The following is a 19,269-nucleotide window of genomic DNA, read 5'->3' as shown; positions in this document are numbered from 1 at the left end:
CCCGGGCCCCCGGGCCCTTGTCATGCGCCGAGGTGATGCTCAGCGGGGCAGCTGGGGGCCGCCGGGGTGCGGCGCCGGCGGCTCGTCGTCGCGGATGACCTCGCCCTGGACGACCTTGCCGCCGGGCCCGCCCATGCCGTTCGTGCCGCCCATTCCGCCCGGAGCGCCCATTCCGCCCGGAGCGGCACTGCGGGCCTGCCGGAAGGCGTCCCCGAGGGTGCCGGGGGCCGCCGGGCGGTCGAGCCACCGCTCCCCCGCCTTGCGCAGCAGGCCGCGCGTGGGCGGGAAGAGGCACAGCAGGCCGGCCACGTCGGAGAGCAGCCCCGGCAGGATGATCAGCAGGCCGCCGAGCATCGTGAGGGCGTTGCCGCCGGCCTCCTGGGCGCCCGGCTCGGCGCTCGCGCCGCCCGGCTGCAGGGAGACCGTGAGCCGCTTCCAGGCCCGCCGCCCCGCGCGCTTGATCACGTAGGAGCCGAGGACGACGCCGCCGGCCAGGAGGGCGAAGACGGTGAGCCCGCCCGCGGCACCGGCGACCAGCGTGAGCAGCCAGATCTCCAGGACGGCCCACAGGGCCACTCCGAGGGGGATGAGCCTGCGGGCGCGCCGCCGCTGCGGCGGGCGGCCGTTCATCGTCTGCTGTGCTCCGAACGTCATGCCTCAAGTGTGCCTGGCCTGCGGCGGAACGCGGGGCGGGGCTTATGGGCCGCTTACGCGGCCCCGCGCCGTCACTTGCGGCCGAGCGCCTTGCCGACCCGGGAGCCGACGCCCCAGGAGGTGACCCGCCACAGGGCCTCGGCGACGATGTCGCGGCTCATCTTGCTGTCGCCGAGCTCGCGCTCGACGAAGGTGATGGGGACCTCCACGACGTGGAAGCCGGCCTTGACCGCGCGCCAGGCCAGGTCGACCTGGAAGCAGTAGCCCTGGGAGGCCACGTCCTCCATGCCGAGGCCCTCCAGCGTCTCCCGCCGGAAGGCCCGGAAGCCGCCGGTGACGTCGCGGATCGGCACGTCGAGGAGCAGCCGGGAGTAGGTGGAGCCGCCGCGGGAGAGGAACTCGCGCGACTTCGGCCAGTTCACCACCCGGCCGCCGGGCACCCAGCGCGAGCCGAGCACGAGGTCGGCGCCCTTGAGGGCGGTGAGCAGGCGGGGCAGCTCCTCCGGCTGGTGGGAGCCGTCGGCGTCCATCTCGACCAGGACGCCGTAGTCGTTGTCGAGGCCCCAGCGGAAGCCCGCCAGGTAGGCGGCGCCGAGCCCCTCCTTGCCCTTGCGGTGCAGCACCTTGATGTGGTCGTCGTCGGCCGCGAGCTCGTCGGCGAGCTTGCCGGTGCCGTCGGGGCTGTTGTCGTCGGCGACGAGGACGTGCGCCTCCGGCACGGCCGACCGCACCCGGCCGACGATGTTCTTGATGTTCTCCGCCTCGTTGTAGGTCGGGATGATCACCAAGGTCGTGCCGAGCGGACCGTATCTGCGCTGCCCGTCGTCGTTCACTGCTGGCCCCTCTTGTTCCGCTCGTCCGTACTACGTGCCCGACGGCCGATCAGGAGTGCGGCCGCACAGGACAGAAGGCCCACCATAGCGAGCGCCCATTCGGGTCCCGCACCCGCGCGGTCGGCGACGGTCGTCCCGTCCCGCAGGGGGATGGTCGCGCTGATGACGTCCCGGGTGAATTCCTCGCTCCGCTGCCGCACCGTGCCGTCCGGGGCGACGACGGCGCTGATGCCGCTCGTGGCGGCGGTGACCACGGCCCGGCCGTGCTCGACGGCCCGCAGCCGCGACATGGCCAGCTGCTGCTCCGGCTGGCCGGTGCGGCCGTAGGTGGCGTTGTTGGTCTGGACGACGAGGGCGCGGGCACCGTCCTTGACGGTGTCGCGCACGATCTCGTCGTAGGCGACCTCGAAGCAGATGACGTCGCCGAGGCGGGCCGGGCCGACCTGCATGACGCCGGTGTGGTCGCCGGGGTAGAAGTCGCGCTGGACGCGCTGGAGGCGGGTGACGACCTTGCTCAGCGCGCTCCGGAAGGGCACGTACTCGCCGAACGGCACGGGGTGCTGTTTGGCGTACGAGGCGCCGGGCCCGGTCTTCGGGTCCCAGACGATGCCCTTGTTGTCGATGTAGCCGCTGCGGCCGGGGTGGTCCACCAGGGCGCCGACGAGGACCGGCACGCCGATCGCCTTCACCGCCTGGTCGATGCGGTGGTAGGCCTGCGGGTACTGGAACGGGTCGAGGTCGGAGGAGTTCTCCGGCCAGATCACGAGGTCGGGCCTCGGCACCTTGCCGGCCTTGACGTCGCGGGCCAGCTGGAGGGTGGCCTCGGCGTGGTTGTCGAGGATCATCATCGGGCGGCCGAGGAAGTCCATGCCGGCGTGCTGGACGTTGCCCTGGACGAGCGCCACCTTGACCTCGTCGTCGGCCTTCGTGGGCACGGGCACGGCGTAGCCCGCGAGCAGCAGGGCGACGCCCAGCGCGAGCGCTTCCACGCCCGGGAGGGCGGCGCGGACCGTGCGGCCCTCCGCCGAGCGCAGGCGCCACAGGGCGGCCACGGCGTACGCGAGGAGGCCGCCGGACAGGGCGACGGCGAAGCTCACCAGCGGGGCGCCGCCGAGCGCGGCGAGGGGGGTGAAGGGCGAGCCGGTGTTGGCGAAGGCCAGCCGGCCCCAGGGGAAGCCGCCGAACGGCAGCCGGTCGCGCGCCAGCTCCTGGCCGACCCACAGGCAGGCGCCCCACAGCGGCCAGGCGGGCAGCCGCGAGACGAGGGCGAGGCCCGCACCGAGCACGGCGATGAACAGGGCCTCGATCAGCGACAGGCCGAACACGGCGTCGTAGCCGACCACGTGCAGCCAGCGCAGCAGCACGAAGAAGAAGGGCAGCGCGAAGGCGAAACCGGTCCACGCCGCCTGGCGGGCGGTCCGCCCGCGGGTCAGCAGGGCCAGCGCGGCGACGGCCGCGACCGACAGCGGCCACACGTCGTACGGCGGGAAGGACAGCGCGAGCGCGACCCCGGCGAGCGCGGCGGCACCGGTGCGGGGGGCCTCGCGGCGCGCGAGCCGGGCGAAGCGCACGGCACGGCCGGGGCGCTCCTGCGGGGCGGGCGCGTCCTCCTGCGGGGCGGGCACGTCCTGCCCCGGGGCGGGCGCGTCCTGCTCCGGGGTGTCCGGGGCGTGCTCCTCGCCGGTGGGGGCGGACGCCGCGGCGGCTCCGGCGGTGGTTTCGGGACCCGGGGGCACGGGCGAGCCTTCCTGCTGACTTGCGGTGGTGAGCCCGACGGTACCTCGCTCGGGGCGCCGGGCCCGCCCTGGGTGCGCACAGGAGGCGGCCCCGGCAGCGCGCAGAAGGCCGGAAACGGCCGGAGAGGGGGAGGTGGGAGGGTGGGGCGAATGGGGGCCCGGCGTCCTTCGGGCCGACCCGGGACCCGCTGGCTGCGGGTCGACCTAGAGCCGTTGTCTACTGAACGTCCGGGCCCCACCCGGGTCCCACCTGCCGGCCCGCGGCACCTCCCTCGCCCCCGTGCGCTGGAACCTGGCTGCCAGTGGCGGTGGCCGCTCCCCGGCGCACCGCCCCATGGCCCAGCTGCGTTCGACGACTGTGTGGAAGTGCACCGGCCGGACGTCCTGTGGTGGACTCCGCAGAACCTACCGGCCGTCGACCGCACCCTGTCAACACCTCCGTGACCTGGAGGTATGCACCAAATCAGCAGGTCAGTACGGCGAGTGATCACCGCGGGCGACAGGCCGACCTCTCATCGTTCGGCGGTACGCACCGGGCCGGAGTCACTCGTTCGGACGCTCGTAGACGGTGTGCCCGCCGACGACGGTGCGCAGGCAGACGGGGAGCGGGCCGCCGGGGGTGAGGTCGGGCAGGCCCGGGGTGCCCGAGCGCGGGTCCGTGGACCAGCTCGCCACGCGCTCGTCCGGCACCTGCACCACGAGGTCGCCGGCCCGCCAGACCGCGTAGTCGGCGGGGGCGCCGGGCACGAGGACGCCCGCGTCGTCGCGGCCGATCGCCCGCCAGCCGCCGCGCGTGTGCGCGGTGAACGCCGCCCGCACCGAGATGCGGTGCCCGGGGGTGCGGTGGAAGGCGGCGGCGCGGACGGTGCCCCACGGGTCCAGCGGGGTCACCGGGCTGTCGGAGCCGAGGGCGAGCGGGACGCCGGTGCGCATCAGGGCCGCGTACGGGTTGAGGGTGCGGGCCCGCTCGATGCCCAGGCGCTGGGCGTACATGGCCGTGTCGCCGCCCCACGTGGCGTCGAAGGCCGGCTGCACGGAGGCCGTGAGGGCGAATTCGGCGAAGGCCGCGATGTGCTCGGGGGTGAGCATCTCCGCGTGCTCGACGCGGTGCCGGGCCGCACGGACGCGGGCCAGGCCAAGCTTCTCCGCCGCGGCGCGGACGCCGTCCACGACGGTGGTCAGCGCGGCGTCGCCGATGGCGTGGAAGCCGGCCTGGATGCCCGCCTCGGTGCACGCGGCGACGTGGGCGGCGACGGCCGCGGCGTCGAGGTGGGCCGTACCGGTGGCGCCGGGCAGGTCGGCGTACGGCTCGTGCAGGCACGCGGTGTGCGAGCCGAGGGAGCCGTCCACGAAGAGGTCGCCGGCGGCGCCCAGCGCACCGAGCTCACGGATACGGTCCGCTTCGTTCGCGGACGTGATGGCCTCCGCCCAGTAGCCGACGACGCGGGGGCCCGGCCGGCCGGCGGCCAGGGCGAGCAACCCGGTGAGGTCGTCGGCACTGGAGATCTGCGGCCCGGCGCACTCGTGCAGGGACCCGATGCCCAGGGAGACCGCGCGGTCGAGCGCGGCGGCCTGCGCCTCGGCGCGCTGCGCCGGGGTGACCGCGTCGTGCGCGGCGGCGCGCACCGCATGGTGGGCGTCGCCCGTCAGCGGCCCGTCGGGGTGGTATCCGCCGAGGCCGGGGACGCCCGGCACGAGGTCGAGCAGGGCCGTGCTGACGACGGCGGAGTGGACGTCGGAGCGCGTGAGGTACAGCGGCCGGCCGCCGGTGGCCTCGTCCAGCTCGTGGCGGGCCGGGGGCCGCTGCTCGGGCCAGGCGCTGGCGTCCCAGCCGTGGCCGAGGAGGACGCGGTCGGCCGGGCGGGCGGCGGCGTGGGACCGGATCCGCTCCAGGGCCTCGGTCAGGGAGCCGGTGCCGGTGAGGTCCAGGCCGGTGAGCGCGAGGCCGGTGGCCGTCGTGTGCACGTGTGCGTCCGTGAACGCGGGGGTGACGAGCGCGCCCTGCAGGTCGACCACCTCGTCGACGCCTTCGGCGAAGGAGTCGGCGGCGCCTTCGGAGCCGACCCAGGCGACGGCGCCGCGCTCGACGACCATGGCCGTGGCGAACGGGTCGGCGGGGCTGTGCACGTCGCCGTTGCGCAGCAGAACGGTGCGCGGGGTGTCCTGGGGTGCGTGAGGCTCGGTCATGGGATCAGTTTCTCCCCTGACCCTCCCCTTCCCGTCACCGGGGCTCGCCCCGGGTGCCGGTGCGCTCGGGGGTCACCCCACCCGCGGCGGCCTCGCCTCGTACGGCGTCGACAGCACGATCGTCGTGCGCGTCGAGACGCCCGCCAGCGAGCGGATCCGCGCCAGCAGGTGCTCCAGCTCCAGCGGCGTGGCGACGCGGACCTTGAGGATGTAGTTCTCGTCGCCGGCCACGCTGTGGCACGCCTCGATCTCGGGGATCTCGGCGAGCCGGTCCGCGATGTCGTCGGGAGCGCTGGGGTCGAACGGCTTCACCGAGATGAAAGCGGTGAGCGGCAGCCCGACCGCCTCGGGGTCGACCACCGCCGCGTATCCGCGGATGACACCGCGCTGTTCGAGCCGGCGCACGCGCTGGTGCACCGCCGAGGTCGACAGGCCCGTGGCCTTCCCCAGGTCGGTGTAGCTCATCCGCCCGTCCTTGACGAGCAGTTCCACGATTTCTCTGTCCAGCTCCTCCACGCGGATCAACCTACTGGGTTCCGGCCGGAGCGGCACAGTCGACGGCCCTATGGGGGCGCATGGCCACGCACAAAGACATGTGACGAACAACACAGATATGCACCCGTGTCCTCCGTGATGCGGCGATTACCCGGCTCGCGGCGCGGGAAGTGCTTGCTGTGGCCGAGGCCGCGACGCCTGGCCGGCCCATCCGAGGGGGAGAAAGACTATGCCCAGCCTGGAACGCCTGAACGACGGCGACGGCAGCACATACGAGCCCTACGAGCTCGACACCAGCACGATGTTCCGGGTGACCTGCCCGGACTGCGCCCGCCCGATCGCCCTGCTGCCCGACGAGGACGTGCTCCCCGAGCACGCGCTGTGCCCTTCGCCGTGGAATCCGTTCGGCCTCACCGTGTGCCCCGGCTCCGGCCGCGCGATGGAGGAGGCCCCCGCGGCGGACGAGTCGCTGGACGGCCAGGAGTTCGACACGGCGCTGCTGCTCACGCTGCCGGAGAGCCTGGACTGGCGGACGCAGCCGTTCTCCCACATCGGGGGCCCCGGATCCCGCCCGGTCCGCGTCCCGGAGATGCGCCGGCCGTCCTGACCGGGCCCGACCCGACCTGATCCGACCGGGCCCGACCCGACCGGACCTGATCCGACCGGGCCTTGACCCGACCGGACCTGAGCGGCCCTGACCCGACCGCCGGGTCCCTCCGGCGGGCGGGACGCGTGACGCCCGCCCGCCGTGCCGGAGCCCGTCGCCACGGCGGCTCCCGCCGTACGGGTGCTCAGCGGCTCTCGGGGCCCGCCAGATGACGGGCGATCACCATCCGCTGGATCTGGTTGGTGCCCTCGACGATCTGCAGGACCTTGGCCTCGCGCATGTAGCGCTCGGCGGGGAAGTCCGCGGTGTAGCCGTAGCCGCCGAGGAGCTGGACGGCGTCGACGGTCACCCGCATCGCCGCGTCCGTGCAGAATAGCTTGGCCATCGCGGCCTGCCGGGAGAACGGCAGGCCCGCGTCGCGCAGCCGCGCCGCCGCGAGGTAGAGGGCGCGGCCCGCCTCGATCTGGGTGGCCATGTCGGCGAGCATGAAGCGCAGGCCCTGGAAGTCGGCGATCGGCCGGCCGAACTGCCGCCGTTCGGCGGTGAAGGCGAGCGCCTCGTCCAGCGCGGCCTGGGCGACGCCGATCGCGCAGGCGGCGATGCCGAGGCGCCCGGAGTCCAGCGCGGACAGGGCGATCGTGAAGCCCTGCCCCTCCTCGCCGATGCGGTGGGCGTCCGGCACGCGCACCCCGTCGAAGTGCAGCTGCGAGGTCGGCGAACCCTTCATGCCCATCTTGCGCTCGGGTGCCGCGGCCGACAGGCCGGGGGTGTCGCCGGGCACGAGGAAGGCGGTGATGCCGTGGGCGCCCTCGCCTCCCGTGCGGGCCAGGACGGTGTAGAAGTCCGCGACGCCGCCGTGGGTGATCCACGCCTTGGTGCCCTCGAGGGTCCAGGTGTCGCCGTCGCGGGTGGCGCGGGTGCGCAGGGAGGCGGCGTCGGAGCCGGAGGAGGGCTCGGAGAGGCAGTACGCCCCGAGGAGGCCGCCGCCGAGCATGCCGGGCAGGTGCTCGGCCTGCTGCTCCTTGGTGCCGAAGCCGGCGAGGGCGTGGCAGGCGAGGGTGTGCACGCTGACGCCCAGGCCCACGGTGAGGCGGGCCGCGGCGAGCTCCTCCAGGACCTGCAGGTAGACCTCGTAGGGCTGGTCACCGCCGCCGAACTCCTCGGCGTAGGGAAGGGCGAGCAGGCCCGAGGCGGACAGCAGCGTGAAGACCTCGCGGGGGAAGCGTCCGGCTTCCTCCTCCTCGGCCGCGACGGGCTCGATCTCCCGCTGCACCAGGTCGCGTACGAGCGCGAGCAGGTCGCGGGACTCCTCGGTGGGCAGCTGTCGCTCCACCGGCTGGGGGCCGTGGTCGGTCATGGCGGCGCTCTCCTCCCTGTCAGGGCGCTGCGACGACGGGCGCGCAAGGGTGTGGCGCCGCCGTCGGTGATCCCCCAGCCGATGATTCCGCGCCGGGTCGCGACACGGGATGACCTGCGGCTGTGGCGGCTTGGAGTATGCCCGATCGGCGGGCGGACGTCACGGGTTGACAAGTCGTGCACCAGGGACAACGTGCCGGCGACGGGTCGCCGACGGGCTCCTGACGCAGTCGTGAACGGGGTTGGTCCAAACCATTGACCGCACTGGTCTAGTCCTTCTATGGTCCTGCCACCGCTCAGCGCGTGCATGCCAACCGCTGCTGCGGTGCGCACACCGGCCGAGTGCAGGTCACCCCCCGAGAGCTCTCCCCACCCCACCGAGGAGAACCGATGCCCGCACGACCCCGCACCTCCCGCAGATCCCGCGCCTTCCCGGGCTCCACCCGTACGCTCCTGGGCGCCTTCGCCGCCGCCGGGGCCCTGATCACCACCACGCTCCTCGGCGGCCCGGCGTCCGCGTCGCCCGCCGCCGGGCCCGACGACACCGCCGCCGGCGGCAAGGTGGTCGGCTACTTCACCAACTGGGGCGTCTACGAGCGCAATTACCACGTCAAGAACATCGAGACATCCGGCTCGGCCGCCAAACTCACCCACATCAACTACGCCTTCGGCAACGTCGCGGGCGGCAAGTGCACCATCGGCGACGCCTACGCCGACTACGACAAGGCCTACGACGCGGCCGGCAGCGTCGACGGCAAAGCCGACACCTGGGACGACGGCGCCCTGCGCGGCAACTTCAACCAGCTGCGCAAGCTCAAGAAGATGCACCCGGGCCTCAAAGTGGTCTGGTCCTTCGGCGGCTGGACGTGGTCGGGCGGCTTCGGCGAGGCCGCCAAGAACCCGGCCGCATTCGCCGAGTCCTGTTACGGCCTCGTCAAGGACCCGCGCTGGGCCGACGTCTTCGACGGCATCGACATCGACTGGGAGTACCCCAACGCCTGCGGCCTGACCTGCGACACGAGCGGCCGCGAGGGGTTCGTGAAGCTGATGGCCGCGCTGCGCGCGAAGTTCGGCACGCGCAATCTGGTCACTGCCGCCATCACGGCCGACGCCTCGAACGGCGGGAAGATCGACGCCGTGGACTACGCGGGCGCCGCCCGCTACGTCGACTGGTACAACCCCATGACCTACGACTACTTCGGCGCCTGGGAAGCCAAGGGACCGACGGCCCCGCACTCCCCGCTGACCTCCTACAGCGGCATCCCCAAGGCCGGCTTCAACACCGACGCCACCATCACCAAGCTCAAGTCGCTCGGCGTCCCCTCCTCCAAGCTCCTGCTCGGCCTCGGCTTCTACGGCCGCGGCTGGACGGGCGTGACGCAGTCGGCCCCCGGCGGCACGGCGACCGGCCCGGCCAAGGGCACCTACGAGGCGGGCTTCGAGGACTACAGGGTCCTCAAGACCAAGTGCCCGGCCAACGGCACGGTGGGCGGCACGGCGTACGCCAAGTGCGGCAGCGACTGGTGGAGCTACGACACCCCGTCGACCATCGCCGGGAAGTCGGCGTACAAGAACCGGCAGGGGCTGGGCGGCACCTTCTTCTGGGAGCTGAGCGGCGATACGGCCGACGGCGAGCTGATCAAGGCCATCCGCTGAGCCCGTCCGCCCGAACCGTCCACTGACACCGGTCCCCCACGATCCCGCGGTCCGCCCTCCCTCCTCCCGTGAGGGCGGACCGCGCGCACGCGTCCCTCCCTAGGACCCGGCGCTCGCGAGACTGCGGTCCGTTACGCGCCCGGCAAGCGTCTGTTACGGGTTCAACAAAGGTCGCGGTGGCGGGCGATCACGTGGGCGACGGTCGCACACTACGCTGAGCCGGGCCGAACCCTGCTGTTCTCCGAGGGAGTCACCACACATGACCGTCCCGCTCGACCTGGACTTCTTCCGCCGCTTCCTCGACCGCGCCACGCGCGTGATCGTCGCGGAGTCCGCGCGCCTGACCGAACTCGACGCCGCCATCGGCGACGCCGACCACGGTGCGAACCTCAAGCGCGGCTTCACCTCCGCCGCTGAGGCGGTGGCGGCGGAGCCGCCGGCGACGCCGGGTGCGCTGCTGACGGCCGTCGGGGTGCACCTGACGAACACCGTGGGCGGGGCGTCCGGGCCGCTGTACGGGACCGTGCTGCGGCGAATGGGGAAGGTCCTGGGCGAGGAGCCCGTGGTCGAGCCGGAAGCGCTGGGGCGCGCGCTGGGGGCGGCCGTGGCGAGCGTGCGGCGGCTCGGGGACGCGGCGCCGGGCGACAAGACGATGGTCGACGCGCTGCAGCCAGCCGCCGACGCGTACACGGCCGCCGTGCCGCAGGGCGTCGTCGCCGCACTGGAGGCCGCCGCGCGGGCGGCGCGCGAGGGCGCCGAGGCGACGGTCCCGCTGCAGGCCCGCCGCGGACGGGCGAGCTACCTGGGCGAGCGGAGCATCGGCCACCAGGACCCGGGGGCCACGTCGTCGGCCCTGCTGGTGACCGCGCTGTACGAGGCCACCGACCCGGAGCTGTGCGCGGCGCCGCCCGTGCGGGAGGCCGAGGAGGAGACGGCGGCGGAGGCCGCTTTGGAAGAGGCCCCGCCGGTGGGCCCGGTGGGCATCGTGCTCGTCTCGCACAGCCGCGACGTGGCCGCCTCGACGGCCGAGCTGGCGAAGGCCCTGGTCGGCACGGGCGACCCGGCTCCGGTCGCGCCGGCCGGCGGCCTGCCCGACGGCTCGGTGGGCACGAGCGCCGAGCTGGTGCGCCGCGCGGTCGCGGCGGCGGACCGCGGCGCGGGCGTGGCGGTCTTCTGCGACATGGGCAGCGCGGTCCTCACGGTGAAGGCGCTGCTCGCGGAGGGCTTCGGCGGCTCCGAGGTGCGCATCGCCGACGCCCCGTTCGTGGAGGGCGCGGTCACCGGCCTGGTGACGGCGTCGGCCGGCGGGGACCTCGCCGCGGTCCTCGCCGCGGCGGACGACGCCCGCACATACCGCAAACTCTGAGTCAAGAGGCGGCGGCACCAAGATCGAATCGCGGGCCGGGGGCATCACCCGTGCCAGGGTGTAACGGCACAAATGCCCACATGCCCTCATGGGCCCCGTTCCGGCGTGGAGGTCCCGCCACGGTGTCGTCGTCGCGCAGACTGCCCTTCGCGCTCGTCCTGGCCTACCTGGCGGGCATCGTGTGCGTCGACCTGATGACGCCGTCGAACCTGCGCCTCGACGTCTTCGCGGCCCTGGCCCCGATGACGGCCGCGGCGCTGTGCACGTACCGGCAGACGGTGTTCGTCGGCGTCCTCGACTTCTGCCTGATGGTGGCGCACCACGGCCTCGCCGACAGCGAGGTGGCGGTCAACCGGGTCGGCTCGTTCGTCGGCAACGCGCTGATGGTGGGCGCGAGCATCGCGGTCGCCCGGCTTCGGCGCGACGGGGACGCCCTGCTGGAGCGCGTACGGGCCACCGGGGAGGCCGCGCAGCGGGCGCTGCTGCGGCCGCTTCCGCTGCGCACGCGCAGTGTGGTCGTGGACGGCTTCTACGTCTCCTCGCAGCGGGAGGCCCTGGTCGGCGGCGACCTGTACGAGGTGGTCGACACGCCGTACGGGACACGCGTGCTGATCGGTGACGTGCGCGGCAAGGGCCTGGGCACGCTGGGCGCGGGCGCGGCGGTGCTGACGGCCTTCCGTGAGGCCGCCTACCACCGGCGCGACCTGGACAGCGCGGTGCCCGCGATGGAGCAGGGGCTGTACCGCTACCACCGGTCCGCCGAGTACCAGGCCCGGCTGCGGGCCGGCCGCCACGGCGGCGGCGCCGGACGGCCGGAGGACGCGCGGATGCGGGCCGCGGAGGAGTTCGTGACGGCGCTGGTCCTCGCCACCGAGGAGGGTGCCGAGCGGCCCGGTGCGAACGGTGCGGTGCCCGTGGCGCTCGTGGACTGCGGGCACGTGGCGCCGTTCCTGATCGACGCGCGGGGCGGCGCCCGCGAGCTGGAACCGGCCGACGCGGGCCTGCCGCTGGGCCTGGGCGACCTGGCCGCCTCGCCCCGTACGGTCCGGCGCATCGCCCTGCCGCCCGGCTGCCGGGTACTGGCCTGCACCGACGGGGTCACCGAGGCCCGCTCGCCCGACGGCGGCTTCTACCCCCTGGCGGAACGGCTGGACGCCTGGGCGTCGCTGCCCACACCCGAACTCCTGGGCCGGCTGCGCGCCGACCTCGACGCGCACACCGGCGGACGGCTGCAGGACGACGTGGCGGTGCTGGTGATGGAACGGGCCTCGGAGTACCACGGGACGGCTTGCCCGGAGGGGGCGGTGGACGGGGCCGCGGCTTCGAGGGCGGGGTCCGCTCTGTAGGGGGACGGGATCCGGACCCCGCGGTCCGTCAGTGGTTGAAGAGCTCGAAGGAGACGCCCGGACGCCCCCCGAACCGCGCCGCGACGCTCTGCATGGCGCCCTCCAGGAACGTGCGGCAGTACGTCTCCGGGTCGTCCTTCGTCAGCGCCTCGATGTACGTGCGGTGGCACAGGAGGGAGGCGACGGCCCGCTCGAGGCCGCTGCTCGCGTCGACGGCGTGGGTGGCCCGCGGGGAGCCGGCCACGGCCACGTAGCGCACGCCGTCCCAGGGCAGGAGTCCCTCTTCGGCGAGGTCGGGGAAGATCCAGCGGTTGCCGGCGTCGGCGACGGCGTCGAGGACGGCCCGGCCGACGTTGCGGTGGTCGGGGGTGTTCCAGAAGAGGGAGTCGCCCCAGGACCAGGTGTCGTGGTGGTTGAGCGTCAGGACGAGTTCGGGGCGGTGGCGGCGGATGGCGGCGGCGAAGTCGCGGCGCAGGGCCGTGCCGTATTCGATGACGCCGTCCGGGTGGCCGAGGAACTCGACGGTCTCCACGCCCACGGCGGCCGCGCTGGCCCGCTGCTCGCGCTCGCGCAGCGGCCCGGCCTCGGCGGGGGCGAGGGTGTCGATGCCGGCCTCGCCGACGCTGGCCAGCAGGTAGACGCACTCGCGCCCGTCGTCCAGCCATGTGGCGACGGCGGCGGAGGCGCCGTATTCGAGGTCGTCGGGGTGGGCGACGATCGCGAGGGCGCGCCGCCAGTCGGTGGGCATTTCCTTGAGCTGCCGGCCGGGCTGTCCCTCGGGCCGTCGTCCGGCCGTCGCCGCGTCGGTCAGGTCCGTCGCGTCCATCACACCCGTCCCGTCCGTCGTCACACGCGTCGTTGCGTCCGCCGCATCCGTCGCGTCCGCCGCATTCACCGCGTCCGCCGCGTTCATCGCGTTCGCCGCGTTCGTCGCATCCGCCATCACGGTCTCCTTCACCCTGCCGGATCCGCTCCCCGGCCCGCGCCACGTGCCGTCGGCGGGGCGTTCGATGCAGCCTACGTCGCACTTCTTCGCGATGCGCGGGAACCGGGCGGCCCCGCGGTCCGACTACCTGTTTCCGGGCCCGCACCGGCGGGCCCCCGGCGAGTCGAATTCCTGGAGTTGTCTGATGCGCCCTCGTGCGTGGTGCGGTGTACTGGCCGCTGTGGCCCTGTCGGCGACGGCCTGCGGCGGCGGCAGCGGTGGCGGTGACGCGAAGAAGTCCGATGACGCGGGGGCGTCGGCCGCGGCCGGCCGGTCGGGCTTTCCGGTGAGCGTCACGGACTGCATGGGGGCGAAGACCACCTTCGCGTCGGCCCCGCAGCGGATCGTCACCAGCAACGCCGCGAGCCTGGAGCTGCTGATGTGGCTGGGCGCGGGCGACAAGGTCGCCGGCACGGGCTTCGCGCCCGGCAAGGGCGCCATGCCCGAGCAGTACGCGGACCGCGCCGCGAAGGTGCCGGTCCTGGGGAAGACGGTGATCCCCAAGGAGAAGCTGCTGGGCTCGGGCGCGGACCTGTACGTGGACGCCTTCTCGTCCATGAAGAACATGGGCAAGATGGGTGACGCGCCGACCGCCAAGGAGTTCGAGACGGCGGGGATCAAGCACATCTTCCTGAAGTCGACGGCCTGCGCCGCGATGAGCAAGACGCCGCGCACGGACCTGTCCGGCGTCGAGGCGGACATCGAAGAGCTGGGCAAGGTCACCGGCACGTCCGCGCGCGCCGCCGAGCTCGTCCAGGAGATGCGGAAGAAGACGGGGGCCGTCAAGGACGCGCTCAAGGACGTCCCCGAGGACAAGCGTCCCTCGTACTTCTTCTTCGACTACGACGCGGGCACCAAGCAGCCGATGGCCGTGTGCAACCGGCAGGTCGCCAACGCCGTGATCGGCATGGGCGGCGGCCGCAACGTCTTCGCCGGCTGCGACGGCGACTTCAAGCCCGTGGGCTGGGAGGACGTCGTCGCCAAGAACCCGGACTGGATCCAGCTGGGCGTCCGCAACCGCGGCAGCGAGGAGGCGAACGCCAAGGCGTTCGACGAGGCCGCCGAGTTCCTGAAGAACTTCCCCGCGACGAAGGACCTCACCGCCGTCAAGGAAGGCCGCTTCCTGCGCATCGGCTCGGAGCGGACCACGATCGGGGGCGTGCGCAGCGCGGACACCGTGCGCGAGATCGCGCACACGCTCCACCCGGACCGGGTCAAGTAGATGGCGGCGCTCACCACGGCCGCCGGGGAGGGGGCGGCGCAGGAGCGCGAGCCCGGGGCGCGGGCACCGTGGGTGGCGGCAGTGCTCGCCGCCACCCTGCTGATCGCGCTGACCGCCTCGGTCTGCCTGGGCTCCTCCGACGTGCCGCTCGGCGACGTGTGGTCCTCGGTGACGCGCGGCATCAGCGGTCAGGAGCCGGTGCCGGGCACGCGGGACCTGATCGTGTGGCAGCTGCGGGTGCCGCGGGCCCTGCTCGCGGCTGTGGTGGGCGCGGGCCTGGGCCTGGTCGGCACCGCCGTCCAGGCCCTCGTCCGCAATCCGCTCGCGGACCCGTACCTGCTGGGCATCTCCAGCGGGGCCTCGCTGGGCGCGGTCGCGGCGATCGTGCTGGGTGCGGGCGCGGGCGGGCTGCTCGGGCTGGGCCTGTCGGCGGCCGCGTTCGCCGGCGCGCTCGCGTCGTTCGCGCTGGTGTGGGCGATGGCCCGGCGCGGGGGCGGATTCTCGCCGCTGCGGCTGGTGCTGGCGGGGGTGGGCATCGGGCAGTTCCTGTCCGGCTTCACCCACTACCTGGTGCTGCAGGCCGGTGACGACCAGCAGACGCACGGCGTGCTGTTCTGGCTGATGGGCTCCCTCGGCGGCGCCCAGTGGTCGGCGCTCGGCGTGCCGGCGGCCGCCGTGGCCCTGGGCCTCGCCGTGCTGCTCGCCCGCGCCCGCGCGCTCGACGCCGTGCTGATGGGCGACGAGACCGCGGCCGGGCTGGGCGTGGACGTCGCACGGCTGCGGCGCGAGCTGTTCGTGGTGACGAGCGTCCTCACCGGCGTGCTGGTGTCGGTCTCCGGGGCGATCGGCTTCGTGGGGCTGATGGTGCCGCACGTGTGCCGGATGGTCGTGGGCGGCGCGCACCGCGTGCTGCTGCCGGTGGCGGCGCTGTTCGGCGCCGTCCTGCTCGTCGTGGTCGACCTGGTGGCCCGGACGGCGCTGCCGGACCAGGAGCTGCCGGTCGGCGTCGTCACGGCGCTGATCGGTGCCCCGACGCTGCTGTACCTGCTCGACCGCCGGCTGGAGAGGGGCTAGGAGAAGATGCGGATCGCCATCGAGGACCTCGACGTGGCGCTGTCGGGCCGGACGGTCGTGTCCGGGGTGCACCTGGTCGCGGAGGACGGGGAGATCGCCGGGCTCGTCGGGCCCAACGGCAGCGGCAAGTCGACGGTCCTGCGCACCGTCTACCGCTACCTCCGGCCGCACGCCGGCCGGGTGCTGGTCGGCGGTGCGGACATCAGGGCGCTGACCGCCCCCGAGGCGGCACGGCGGGTCGCGGCGCTCCCCCAGGAGCGCGGCAGCGACTTCGAACTGTCGGTACGGGCCGTCGTGGCCATGGGCCGCACCCCGTACAAGCGGGCGTTCGCGGGCGACGACCCCGCGGACCGGGACATCGTGGCCGCGGCGCTCGCGGGCGTGGGGCTCGCCGGGGCGGAGAAGCGGCGCTTCTCCGCCCTGTCGGGCGGCGAGCGGCAGCGGGTGCTGCTGGCCCGGGCGCTGGCCCAGGACCCGCAGGTCCTCGTCCTGGACGAGCCGACGAACCACCTGGACGTCCTGCACCAGGTCGAACTCCTGGCCCTGCTGCGGGCACAGCGCCGCACGACGCTGCTGTCCCTGCACGACCTGAACGCCGCGGCGTCCCTGTGCGACCGCCTCCACGTCCTCCACGAGGGCCACGTGGTCGCCTCGGGCGCCCCGCGCGACATCCTGACCCCGGAGCTCCTGGCCGAGGTCTTCGGCGTCCGCGCGGCCGTCATCGACCACCCGCTGACGGGGGACCCGCTGATCGCCTTCGACCACCGGTCGCCTGCGACGGCGACGCGGGCGTCGGCGGCGGCGCGGGCGTCGACGGCGGCGCAGACGCCGGCGGAGGCGCAGACGCCGGCGGAGGCGTCGGGGTTGCCGCGGCCGACGGCGCCATTGACGGCGGACCGGTAGGACGCTGGGGCGGTACGCCGGTACGCCGGTACGCCGGTACGCCGGTACGCCGGTACGCCGGTACGCCGGTACGCCGGTAGGACACTAGCCCGGTAGGCCGTTCCACGCGCCGGTCGGCGCGAACCGCCAGGAGGCCGCTCCATCGCCGCCGCGGCGGCGAGGAGGCCCGTGCGGGCCGGGCTACGGATCGCCCCGGCCCGCACGGGCCTTCCTGCCGCACGCGGAAACCCTCCGCCGCAACGGCGATGAACCCCCACCGGAGCACCCGGCGGTGCCGAACCGAGCCGTAGCGATGACCCCGCCGAACGCCCGGCCCTGCTCAAGGTCGTACCCGGCCAGGCGGCCGGTTGACCGGGTGGCCGGGCAAGCCGACTCGCGCCGCGGCCGCCTACCCCCGCTCCTCGTAGTGGCTCGGGCGCCCCGCACGGAGTACGAGCCGCCCCCGCGACTCGGCCTCCGCGCGGTGCACGAGCCGCGCCTCTCCCCCGCGTCCCCGCAGTACCACCGCGTGCCACGGCGTGGCCCACGCGTCCGCCGCGTCCAGGAGCCGGATGCCGAACTTCTCCGCGCCCGGCCGCTGCGGGTGGATGGACAGCCGTACGGACCTCGGGTGGCAGTCGGCGATGAGGTCGCCCCACGCGCGGCTGCGCGCGATGACCCCGTACGCGCGGATCCGGCACGCGCGCTGCAGCGCGGACCGCGTGCCGTCGAAGTCCGCGGTGTCCTCGACGAGGAAGCGGGTGATGCCGCGGTAGAGCCGCGCGGCTTCCTCGTCGCTGCGGACGAGCGCCCGGAGCGCTTCCACCGAGGGCGCGTAGGCCTCGGTCACGAGCCGGCGCTTGGTGTCGTGGCCGAGGTCCCCGTGGACGTCGCGCAGGTCGAACGTGCCGAGGTGGGCGAGCCCTTCCCCGGCGATCAGGTCGCGCAGGGCGTCGCCGTAGGCGTCGATGTGCTCGTCGGGTACGTGGATGAGGTCCCCGAAGATGTGTCCGTCGGAGCAGATGAGGATGCGCGCGCCGGGCGCGTAGACCTCGCCGATGCGCGAGCAGAGCCGGTCGAGGAAGGCGAGGGAGAGCCGCTCGCCCTCGTCGGGGAGGTGACCGAGGACCTTGGCCGGGTTGGGCGACTTGCAGGGGAAGCCGGGCAGGGTGAACAGGACGGGTTCGCCGGCGTCCGTGAACTGCCGTATCCGGCGCAGCTGCTCGGGGAAGTCGGCGGGATCCGCGGACCCGGGGCCGGCGGTGCGGTGGTACGGCAGGAGGAGGCGGAGGATGCGCGCCTCGACGGACGCGGCGGGATCCGCGGGAGCGGCCGGGGCGACGGCCGGGGCAGCGGCCGGGCCGGAGGGCGGGGCGACGGACGCGGGAGAGGTCATCGTGGCGTGGGACATGCGCGCGCTCACCCACGGCCCACGGGGCACACGGCCCGGTCGAAGGCGACCGGCAGCGCGGCGGTTCCGCGGCCGAGGACGGCCGGGATCCACGGCAGTTCCTCGTCGGGCACGGTGAGCCGCAGGCCGGGCAGCCGGCCGAGCAGGGTTCCGAGGGCCACCTGGAGTTCGATGCGGGCGAGGGCCGCGCCGGGGCAGAAGTGGATGCCGTGGCCGAAGGCCAGGTGGGGTCCCTGGGCCCGGTCGAGGTCGAGCGCGTCGGGGTCGGGGAAGCGCTCGGGGTCGCGGTTGGCGGCGCACAGGGAGACGATCACGGAGTCCCCGGCGGGCACGCGCGTGCCGTGCAGGTCGGCGTCCTCGGCGAGGAAGCGCCAGGTCGTGAGCTCGAAGGCGCTGTCGAGGCGCATGAGTTCCTCGACGGCGGCCGGCATGAGCTCCGGCTCGTCCCGCAGCCGCGCCAGGGCCTCGGGCCGGCGGAGCAGGTTCACCACGGCGGTGGTGATCTGGTTGGTGACGGGCTCCTGACCGGCGACCAGCAGCTGGAAGATCATGGAGTCGAGCTCTTCCGGGGTCAGTTCGCCCGCGTCGCACGCGCCGACCAGCCGGCTGAGCAGCCCGTCGCCGGGCGCTCGGCGCCGGTCGGCGACGACCTCGGCGATGTAGCCCTGGAGTTCGCGCAGCAGCGCCTCGTAGGCGGGCCGTCCGGGGTCCGCCGGCCCGACGGGCGCGACGACCTTGCCCCACTCACGGCAAAAGCGCCGGGCCAGGTGCGGCGGCAGGCCGATGACCTCGGCGAGCACCTGGAAGGGGAAGCGGGCGGCGAAGCACTGCACGAGGTCGGCGGAGTCCGCGTCCGCCGGCATCGCGTCCACGAGCGCGGCGGCCATCTCCTGGAAGCGCGCCCGCATGCCCTCCACGCGCCGCGGCGCGAACGCGTCGGTCACCAGGCGGCGCATCGCCGTGTGTTTGGGCGGGTCCTGGTGGAGGAGGTGGACCTGCAGCTGCGAGTGCTGCGGCTCGGGCATGATCGAGGCGCGGGCGCGCCAGCGGTCGTTGCCGCGGTCGTGGTTCTTGCCGAGCCGGGGGTCGGCAAGGGTTTTCTGGGCGGCCTCGTGCCCGGTGACCAGCCAGGCGGTGACCCCGCTGGGGAAGATGACCCGGTGGATCGGGCCCGCCTCCCGCATCCGGGCGTACAGCGGGTAGGGGTCCCGCTTGTACTCGGGCCCGTAGAGGGGGACGGGGTCGGGCAGCGGCAGCTCGGTCGGCTCGGACAATTCGGTCGGCTCGGGCTGGGACACGGTGAGGGCTCCTCGCGAAGTCGTGGACCCCTGAGAAGTCGGACGGGCGGCGGGGTGAGTTCCCGCCGGTCAGGGGGTTGTTCGCACGGATCTGCGGGCGGCTGCGGCGGTGGTCCCGGGTCCCGGTCCCCGTCGGACGGGTTCCGTATCTCCAGGTAGTC

At 74.3% G+C, this 19,269-nt stretch carries 16 protein-coding genes and 1 pseudogene; 8 read left to right on the top strand and 9 right to left on the bottom strand.

The features are described 5' to 3' along the window. Positions 1-39 precede the first annotated feature (39 nt). From fxsA to ACSNOG_RS13840, 5 genes are all read right to left on the bottom strand, one after another. Positions 40-654: an FxsA family membrane protein gene (gene fxsA / locus ACSNOG_RS13860; protein ID WP_436752927.1), complete on the bottom strand. Its 615-nt coding sequence runs from the start codon at positions 652-654 to the stop codon at positions 40-42. A 71-nt stretch (positions 655-725) separates the two neighbouring features. Further along, on the bottom strand, positions 726-1,487 hold the full coding sequence (locus ACSNOG_RS13855) for a polyprenol monophosphomannose synthase (protein ID WP_436752926.1): 762 nt from the start codon (positions 1,485-1,487) through the stop codon (positions 726-728). Beyond that, on the bottom strand, positions 1,484-3,223 hold the full coding sequence (lnt, locus tag ACSNOG_RS13850) for an apolipoprotein N-acyltransferase (protein WP_436752925.1): 1,740 nt from the start codon (positions 3,221-3,223) through the stop codon (positions 1,484-1,486). Before lnt ends, ACSNOG_RS13855 begins: the two co-directional genes overlap by 4 nt. A 543-nt stretch (positions 3,224-3,766) precedes the next feature. Next, positions 3,767-5,410 (bottom strand): amidohydrolase, encoded by a 1,644-nt coding sequence (locus ACSNOG_RS13845; RefSeq protein WP_436752924.1) that lies wholly within the window; start codon positions 5,408-5,410, stop codon positions 3,767-3,769. 72 nt (positions 5,411-5,482) lie between these two features. Continuing rightward, positions 5,483-5,926 carry an Lrp/AsnC family transcriptional regulator gene (locus ACSNOG_RS13840; RefSeq protein ID WP_030365423.1) on the bottom strand — a complete coding sequence of 148 codons (444 nt, stop codon included), beginning with the start codon at positions 5,924-5,926 and terminating at the stop codon, positions 5,483-5,485. Positions 5,927-6,134: 208 nt separating this feature from the next. Here ACSNOG_RS13840 and ACSNOG_RS13835 point away from each other — a divergent pair, with 208 nt between their 5' ends. Then, positions 6,135-6,512, top strand: coding sequence for a hypothetical protein (locus tag ACSNOG_RS13835; protein WP_436752923.1), 378 nt, complete (start codon positions 6,135-6,137; stop codon positions 6,510-6,512). Between the two features lie 184 nt (positions 6,513-6,696). On the opposite strand, the gene ACSNOG_RS13830 is transcribed toward ACSNOG_RS13835, so the two are convergent. Then, entirely contained in the window at positions 6,697-7,869 is a 1,173-nt protein-coding gene (locus tag ACSNOG_RS13830; RefSeq protein WP_436752922.1) for an acyl-CoA dehydrogenase family protein, read from the bottom strand. A 389-nt stretch (positions 7,870-8,258) separates the two neighbouring features. On the opposite strand from ACSNOG_RS13830, the gene ACSNOG_RS13825 reads away from it, so the two are divergent. The 4 genes and pseudogenes from ACSNOG_RS13825 (at position 8,259) to ACSNOG_RS13810 (ending at position 12,236) form a co-directional block, all read left to right on the top strand. Further along, positions 8,259-9,524 carry a glycoside hydrolase family 18 protein gene (locus ACSNOG_RS13825; RefSeq protein WP_436752921.1) on the top strand — a complete coding sequence of 422 codons (1,266 nt, stop codon included), beginning with the start codon at positions 8,259-8,261 and terminating at the stop codon, positions 9,522-9,524. Positions 9,525-9,783: 259 nt separating this feature from the next. After that, positions 9,784-10,401, top strand: a pseudogene (dhaL, locus tag ACSNOG_RS13820) (dihydroxyacetone kinase subunit DhaL); the annotation flags it as partial. After that, positions 10,384-10,890 carry a PTS-dependent dihydroxyacetone kinase phosphotransferase subunit DhaM gene (locus ACSNOG_RS13815; RefSeq protein WP_436752930.1) on the top strand — a complete coding sequence of 169 codons (507 nt, stop codon included), beginning with the start codon at positions 10,384-10,386 and terminating at the stop codon, positions 10,888-10,890. The pseudogene dhaL and the gene ACSNOG_RS13815, both read left to right, overlap by 18 nt. A gap of 122 nt (positions 10,891-11,012) precedes the next feature. Continuing rightward, a complete protein-coding gene (locus ACSNOG_RS13810) occupies positions 11,013-12,236 on the top strand; it encodes a PP2C family protein-serine/threonine phosphatase (protein WP_436752920.1) in 1,224 nt (407 codons plus the stop codon). Between the two features lie 28 nt (positions 12,237-12,264). Here ACSNOG_RS13810 and ACSNOG_RS13805 read toward each other — a convergent pair whose 3' ends face one another. After that, a complete protein-coding gene (locus ACSNOG_RS13805; protein WP_436752929.1) occupies positions 12,265-12,984 on the bottom strand; it encodes a PIG-L deacetylase family protein in 720 nt (239 codons plus the stop codon). Between the two features lie 382 nt (positions 12,985-13,366). Here ACSNOG_RS13805 and ACSNOG_RS13800 point away from each other — a divergent pair, with 382 nt between their 5' ends. From ACSNOG_RS13800 to ACSNOG_RS13790, 3 genes are read left to right on the top strand one after another with little or no spacing between them, the layout of a single operon-like run. Continuing rightward, on the top strand, positions 13,367-14,443 hold the full coding sequence (locus tag ACSNOG_RS13800; RefSeq protein WP_436752919.1) for an ABC transporter substrate-binding protein: 1,077 nt from the start codon (positions 13,367-13,369) through the stop codon (positions 14,441-14,443). Then, positions 14,444-15,517, top strand: coding sequence for a FecCD family ABC transporter permease (locus tag ACSNOG_RS13795; RefSeq protein ID WP_436752918.1), 1,074 nt, complete (start codon positions 14,444-14,446; stop codon positions 15,515-15,517). It abuts the gene before it with no gap. A 6-nt stretch (positions 15,518-15,523) separates the two neighbouring features. After that, the gene (locus tag ACSNOG_RS13790; RefSeq protein WP_436752917.1) at positions 15,524-16,420 is read left to right on the top strand and encodes an ABC transporter ATP-binding protein; all 897 of its coding nucleotides are present in this window, start codon (positions 15,524-15,526) and stop codon (positions 16,418-16,420) included. A gap of 388 nt (positions 16,421-16,808) precedes the next feature. On the opposite strand, the gene ACSNOG_RS13785 is transcribed toward ACSNOG_RS13790, so the two are convergent. Further along, on the bottom strand, positions 16,809-17,810 hold the full coding sequence (locus ACSNOG_RS13785) for an L-tyrosine/L-tryptophan isonitrile synthase family protein (protein ID WP_436752916.1): 1,002 nt from the start codon (positions 17,808-17,810) through the stop codon (positions 16,809-16,811). A gap of 8 nt (positions 17,811-17,818) precedes the next feature. After that, positions 17,819-19,108, bottom strand: coding sequence for a cytochrome P450 family protein (locus ACSNOG_RS13780; RefSeq protein WP_436752915.1), 1,290 nt, complete (start codon positions 19,106-19,108; stop codon positions 17,819-17,821). Positions 19,109-19,269: the final 161 nt, after the last annotated feature.

The organism is Streptomyces sp. URMC 124 (assembly GCF_051386455.1).
Classification (GTDB): Bacteria; Actinomycetota; Actinomycetes; order Streptomycetales; family Streptomycetaceae; genus Streptomyces.
This window is presented reverse-complemented; position numbering and strand designations above follow the sequence as displayed.

Coding starts and splice junctions, on each gene's coding strand:
- fxsA (WP_436752927.1), bottom strand. CDS start 654: ATGACGTTCGGAGCACAGCAGACGATGAACGGCCGCCCGCCGCAGCGG.
- ACSNOG_RS13845 (WP_436752924.1), bottom strand. CDS start 5,410: ATGACCGAGCCTCACGCACCCCAGGACACCCCGCGCACCGTTCTGCTG.
- ACSNOG_RS13835 (WP_436752923.1), top strand. CDS start 6,135: ATGCCCAGCCTGGAACGCCTGAACGACGGCGACGGCAGCACATACGAG.
- ACSNOG_RS13830 (WP_436752922.1), bottom strand. CDS start 7,869: ATGACCGACCACGGCCCCCAGCCGGTGGAGCGACAGCTGCCCACCGAG.
- ACSNOG_RS13825 (WP_436752921.1), top strand. CDS start 8,259: ATGCCCGCACGACCCCGCACCTCCCGCAGATCCCGCGCCTTCCCGGGC.
- ACSNOG_RS13805 (WP_436752929.1), bottom strand. CDS start 12,984: ATGCCCACCGACTGGCGGCGCGCCCTCGCGATCGTCGCCCACCCCGAC.
- ACSNOG_RS13800 (WP_436752919.1), top strand. CDS start 13,367: ATGCGCCCTCGTGCGTGGTGCGGTGTACTGGCCGCTGTGGCCCTGTCG.
- ACSNOG_RS13795 (WP_436752918.1), top strand. CDS start 14,444: ATGGCGGCGCTCACCACGGCCGCCGGGGAGGGGGCGGCGCAGGAGCGC.
- ACSNOG_RS13790 (WP_436752917.1), top strand. CDS start 15,524: ATGCGGATCGCCATCGAGGACCTCGACGTGGCGCTGTCGGGCCGGACG.
- ACSNOG_RS13785 (WP_436752916.1), bottom strand. CDS start 17,810: ATGTCCCACGCCACGATGACCTCTCCCGCGTCCGTCGCCCCGCCCTCC.